The sequence below is a fragment of the Protofrankia sp. Cj3 genome (genome assembly GCF_917627355.1).
Taxonomy (GTDB): domain Bacteria; phylum Actinomycetota; class Actinomycetes; order Frankiales; family Frankiaceae; genus Protofrankia.
This window is the reverse complement of sequence record NZ_CAKJTR010000039.1, coordinates 25,453-30,122: the sequence shown is the minus strand read 5'-3', so window position 1 is coordinate 30,122 and position 4,670 is coordinate 25,453. Positions and strand designations below refer to the sequence as shown.

Below are 4,670 nucleotides of genomic sequence, written 5' to 3'. Positions count from 1 at the left end.
AAACGCGCTCTTAGCCAGCTGTCCGGCCGTCCCAGCGGGCCACGGCCAGATCCACCCGCCCCCCGCCGGGGAGCAGCGCCGTGCCCTCAGCGGCCAACCGTCGCAGCGCCTCGCCCGGGGCGTTCGGATTCGGCTCGCCGGTGGACCGCAGCACCCGGTGCCAGGGGATGTCGTCGTCATGCCCGTGCCGGGAGAGCACCGCGCCGACCGTCCGGCCTGTTCCCGCACCCACGTACTCGGCGACATCGCCGTAGGTCATCACCTTGCCGCGGGGGATGCGGGTGACCGCGGCAAGGACGGTCATCGCGTACGGGCTCGGCCGGCCACCAACGTTGATCCGGGTGGCGAGGCCCGCGGACACGCTGAGCGGCGGCTGGTGTCGCCGCCCTTCCCCGATCATCACCCTGCCTCCAGGCCCCGTCCGTCCCAGGGGCCTGCCGCCCGGATCCCGCGGGCCTGTCCCCGGCTTCAGCTTGACAGCGGTACTTCGGATTGGCAGCAGGAGGGGCTGGTCCGCGCGCGGTGGTCAGCGGACCGCCGCGACGGCACTCCGGCTGGCCGGTAACACAAGGTCGAGCGCGCCGGGACTCGCCGGAGCCGCCCAGGCCGGCCCGTTGCGTCCCTACGCCTGGCCATCGGGGCGGACACGCCAGACCCGCGTGGCCGTCCGCGGGAGTGCCACTATCGTCGTGTTTCGCGGCGAACAATCCCCGCCTGCCACAGCCTGCCCGTCATAGCCTGCCCGCCCGCGACAGGCGGCGCCCGCGGCGGCCCGCGTTGTTCCAGCATCCGCATGACCAGCACATCCCTGGGGGGAATGCATGACCGAAACCGGAGTCGACCCGGCCGCGCACTGGGTCGGCCCAGCCACGCGGCCGGACACCTACGTGCTGAAGGAGACGATCGGGCGGGGCAGCGAGGGCGAGGTGTGGCGGGCGGAGCTGCCCCTGTCGACCGAAGGGCGCGCCACCGTCGCGGTCAAGACCATGTTCCGGCCGCCGAGCGATGAGGCCTGGGAGAAGCAAAGCCGGCTGCTGACCACCCTCAGCCACCCCGGCCTGGTCCGCGTCACGAGCATGTTCATCGGGCCGTCCTGGCATCTTGCCGGTGCGGCCAGCCCGAACACCCGCGTGGGCTACGTCGTCATGGACTTCGTCGAGGGCATGACGCTGCGTGAGTGGTGGGACGAGAACCCCGACGCCCGGGTCAGCGAGCGGATCCGCAAACTGCGTACCGTCGCCGCCGCGCTCGACCACATGCACTCCGGCGGCCAGACCGTGCAGGGAGTGGCACACGGCGACGTGAAGCCGTCGAACATCGTGGTCCGCGGTGACGGCGTCGCCGTCCTGGTCGACCTGGGCCTAGCCCGGCTCACCGACGGGACCGGGATCGCCGGCCGCACCGCGCCCTATGCCGCGCCCGAGCTGCGGGTGGTTGACCCGATCCCGACGCCGGAGGCGGACAGGTTCGCCTTCGTGGTGACCATGGCCGAGGTCCTGCTCGGCCATCTGGTGCCCCGGGTCGAGGGACTGGGCTGGGTCGACGTGGCCGCGCTTGAGGAGGCGCTGAACCGCAGCCCGCGTACGGCGACCCGGCCGGCGCTGGTCAAACACATCCTGGACGCGCTGGCCGCCGACCCGCCCGCGGAGCGCTGCCGGCCCACCGCCGTCGGGCTCACGGCGGCGGGCGGCACCGGACCGGCGGCCCGCTCCGACTGGCTCTCCGCCTGGCTCGACTCCGCGACGGAGACGCTGTCGCACGTCACCAGCACAGCCGGTGGCCTCGCGACACCGCTTCCCCCGCCCGCGCTGGCCACGGGCGCTTCGGCGGACGCGACCGCGCTCTCGTCGCCGCGCGGCGTCCCGGCCGGCGGCTGGACGGCGCCCGCGCGGACCGGGACGGGCCCGGACGTCCCGGCGTCGGCGCTTACCGCCGCCGCGAACCAGCCCCCGTCCCATCCTGGAGCCACCCCGCCACCCGGCGGCGGCCCGGTGCCATCACCGAGCCGCAAGCGGTGGCCGTTCGCCGCGGCGGCGGCCGTGATCGTCGTCATCCTCGCGATCGTCGTGCCGCGGCTGCTCAGCGGCGGCAGCCCCGGCCCCAGCACCCCGGTCGCCCAGGAATCGAACAGCGCCTTTCCCGGGACGACCGGCCCGGCAACGACTGACCAGGCGACAACCGGCCCGGCGACGACCGCCTCGCCCACAACCGGTCCCGGGACAACCGAGCCGGCTCCCCCGGGAACAACCAGCCCGGCCACACCGTCCAACGCGCCGCAGGCCGCCGGGACGACCAACCTCTCCTCGATCAAGCCGGTCGGCACCGTGGCCGTCGTCGTGAGTACCGGGCCGGAGCAGATCGGGACAACCACCTACCCGTTCAGTGTCCGTCTTACCTGCAGCGGTTCTTACAATCCCAGCGTCACCTACAACGTCGCGGGGTATGCGTTCCTGGACGCTGTGATCGGCGTTCCCAATGACGCCACCAATGCGGCGGGTAACACCACGGCCCTCACGTTCGTCAAGGACGGCTCGACCCAGCTGGGCTCACCGATCAACATCGCTCTCGGGCAACCACAGCGGGTTCACCTGGACCTCCAGAGCGCCCAGCAACTGGTAGTCAAGTGCAGCCCCACTGTCAACGCCACCCACCAGGTGACCAACATGGATATCGCTATGGGTAACGCGACCATCGGCCCTGGAACCTCGGTCGCGGGCGGTACCAAGTCACCCTGACGACCGGCCTGGACAAGGCGGGCCGGTAACCCACCGGCCCGCCTCACCCGCCGACGGCGCGGTGCGCGGAAGGCTGGCAGCGGACATGTGCCCCGGGCAGCGGACAGCCGCGGCCGGCTCCCACGTGTCGACAGCACCAATGCCATCTACGCGGCAACTATCTGTCACCATCTGGATCCTGGTGGCGTCGGCGGTCAGTACACCGGCAGTGACTTGTCGACCTGGGTCGCCCAGGCGGTCACACCGCCTTGGACGTGCACCGCCGAGGAGAAACCCGCGGCCTTCAGCGTCGCCAAGGCCTCCGCCGACCGCACGCCGCTCTTGCAGTAAAGGACGACCCTGCGGTCCTGCGGCAGCTCGGAAAGGTGTGCGGGCAGCTCGCCCTTGGGGATGAGGCGCGCCCCAGGGATGCGGACAATCTCCCACTCGGCCGGCTCCCGGACGTCGACCAGCTCGATCGGCTCGCCGCGGTCAAGCCAGTCCTTCAGCTCGGCGGCGAGGATCGTCGAGCCGGCCACCGCCTGCTGGGCCTCGTCCGAAACGACCCCGCAGAAGGCCTCGTAGTCGATCAGTTCGGTGATGCTCGGGTTCTTGCCGCACAGCTCGCACTCGGGATCCTTGCGCACCTTGATCAGACGGTAGCTCATCTCGAGCGCGTCGTAGACCATGAGGCGACCGACCAGCGGGTCGCCGATCCCCGTCAGCACCTTGATCGCCTCGGTCGCCTGGATCGACCCGATCGACGCGCACAGCACACCGAGGACACCGCCCTCCGCGCAGGACGGCACCATGCCCGGCGGCGGCGCCTGAGGGTAGAGGCAGCGGTAGCACGGGCCGTGCTCGGCCCAGAAGACGCTCGCCTGGCCGTCGAACCGGTAGATCGACCCCCAGACATACGGCTTGCCGAGCAGCACGCAGGCGTCGTTGACCAGATAGCGGGTGGCGAAGTTGTCCGTACCGTCCACGATCAGGTCATACCGGCTGAAAATCTCCATCACATTGGTGGTGTCCAGCCTGGTCTCGTGCAGGACGACGTCCACGTAGGGGTTGATCTCGCGGACGCTGTCACGGGCCGACAGCGCCTTGGAGCGTCCCACGTCCGACTGCCCATGGATGATCTGACGTTGCAGGTTGGACTCGTCCACCGTGTCGAACTCGGCGATGCCGAGCGTCCCCACCCCGGCGGCGGCCAGGTACATCAGGGTCGGCGAGCCCAGCCCGCCGGCACCGACGGCCAGCACCTTCGCGTTCTTCAGCCGCTTCTGGCCGGCCATCGCGACGTCCGGAATGATCAGATGCCGGGAGTACCGGCGGACCTCGTCGATGCTCAGGTCGGTCGCGGGCTCGACCAAGGGCGGCAGGGACACGATCTCTCCTCGCGGTCGCAGCGCTGAATCCATACATCCGACAACCTCGTCGGCCCCATCGTCGCAGGCTACGAACGCCCTCGTACAAGATCGCCCGATTGGGCCGCGCCGCGCGCCCGGTCGACGGGATCGCCAGCCAGCACAGCGCACGAGCGGGCACGGCTGTTCCCCGGCCGGCGGTCGGGAACGGGACCGCTCCAAACAGGCTTCGTGCACGGCCCGCGCCCGCGGCGGGTTCTCAGAGCGCCCGAGGATAGGGCGTTCGATCAGCGAGCGGCTCATCCGCGCCCGGTCCGGCAAGGCGGAGGAGGAAGGCGCCCTGGTGGTGGGCGCCGACTGACGACAACGCGGCCGGGCGGGACGCGGGGAGCCGCGAGCCGGACAGTCCTATTCTCGGGCGCTCTTAGGCGCTGCGGCGGCGGTTTGCCGAACCCGTGGACCTCGCCGTGGCCCCCACCTTCTTCGCGCGCGTGCCGCGGCCGCCCGTGGCTTTCGGCTGGGTTTCCGCGTCCCCGCCGCTGGCACCGTCCCCGCCAGCAGCGCCGTCCCCGCCGCTGGCACCGTTCCC

General features: G+C 71.4%; 3 protein-coding genes. 1 reads left to right on the top strand and 2 read right to left on the bottom strand.

What is annotated here, in order from left to right:
- Nucleotides 1–10: 10 nt before the first annotated feature.
- Complete coding sequence (locus MJ783_RS07755; RefSeq protein WP_239309570.1) at nt 11–400, bottom strand: MGMT family protein; 390 nt, start codon at nt 398–400, stop codon at nt 11–13.
- Nucleotides 401–821: 421 nt separating this feature from the next.
- Here MJ783_RS07755 and MJ783_RS07750 point away from each other — a divergent pair, with 421 nt between their 5' ends.
- Nucleotides 822–2,735 (top strand): protein kinase, encoded by a 1,914-nt coding sequence (locus tag MJ783_RS07750; RefSeq protein WP_239309568.1) that lies wholly within the window; start codon nt 822–824, stop codon nt 2,733–2,735.
- Between the two features lie 194 nt (nt 2,736–2,929).
- Here the strand turns inward: MJ783_RS07750 and moeZ are convergent, their stop codons facing one another.
- Entirely contained in the window at nt 2,930–4,102 is a 1,173-nt protein-coding gene (moeZ, locus tag MJ783_RS07745; RefSeq protein ID WP_239309566.1) for an adenylyltransferase/sulfurtransferase MoeZ, read from the bottom strand.
- Between the last annotated feature and the right edge of the window lie 568 nt (nt 4,103–4,670).